The organism is Bacillus sp. GbtcB14 (genome assembly GCF_019091205.1).
Classification (GTDB): domain Bacteria; phylum Bacillota; class Bacilli; order Bacillales; family Bacillaceae_G; genus Bacillus_A; species Bacillus_A cereus_AG.
In genome coordinates, this window is sequence record NZ_JAGXJT010000120.1 from 1 (window position 1) to 279 (window position 279).

Genomic DNA, 279 nt, shown 5'->3' on the forward strand with positions numbered 1-279 from the left:
GACCCTAGAAAAGGCTGTTGGCGTCGGCAAGCCAGGCAAACGTCCACTCGACGTCGAGGAGAAGAATAAACCTGAAGGCAAGAAACGCAAGCTAGCTGAGAAGGAGGAACGTGTAGAGCAAGAACTCGAAGAGGCGCAAGAACTCAAGGAGGTACAGGAACTCGAGGAGGAGGTGCTCGACTACGTTGAGGGCCCCGGTGACTTGTTGACGAACAATGTGATTAAGAGGATGAGAAAATGCAAGAAGGGCAGGAGCGACAACACTCCAGTGATTAAGTT

At 51.6% G+C, this 279-nt stretch carries 1 protein-coding gene; it reads left to right on the top strand.

The window, feature by feature from the left end; all coding sequences use genetic code 11:
- Positions 1-279, top strand: a 279-nt coding sequence (locus tag KVT31_RS29505; protein WP_217613723.1) for a hypothetical protein, incomplete at both ends; no start/stop codon positions are given.